Source organism: Chitinophaga varians (genome assembly GCF_014529945.1).
Lineage (GTDB): Bacteria > Bacteroidota > Bacteroidia > Chitinophagales > Chitinophagaceae > Chitinophaga > Chitinophaga varians.
In genome coordinates this window covers 1-406 of sequence record NZ_JACVFB010000045.1, presented here as the reverse complement: position 1 = coordinate 406, position 406 = coordinate 1, and the positions used below count along the sequence as shown (strand labels likewise).

The 406-nt window shown below is 38.4% G+C and carries 1 protein-coding gene; it reads left to right on the top strand.

Features of this window, described 5'->3' with window-relative positions; translation table 11 throughout:
• Nucleotides 1-296: hypothetical protein (locus ICL55_RS35140; RefSeq protein ID WP_223151702.1), on the top strand; the 296-nt coding region annotated here is incomplete at its 5' end.
• Nucleotides 297-406 lie beyond the last annotated feature (110 nt).

The window sequence follows — 406 nt, the reverse complement described above, 5'->3', positions numbered from 1 at the left end:
GGCCGTACATCTTTGTATTATTTTTAGAAGAACTTTTGTGTGTTTCGCGTCGTTTGCGTTGGGGTTGCAAAGGTAGTGATTCTTTTCAAACCACCAAAACTTTTTTAAAGTTTTTTTTCATCTTTAATTACCTTGGTATCAAGCACTTATCTAATCAGATATCACCGGAAAAAGATCAATGTAGTACCCTGATAATCAACCCATTTATTGGCAAAGAACCGTTTATTTTTGGAGCGGATGGCAAAGATATAATCTTTATCATTCGCAAGCAAAAATTATTTCAACTTAATTGCTGATGTAGTATTTCAATTGGTCCATAGGTAGCGGACCTGGAGGTAGACTGGCAAACCCTGGTGAAACCCGGGTCCCTGGCGATCTTTATCGGAAATGTATCCGGAGATCCTTG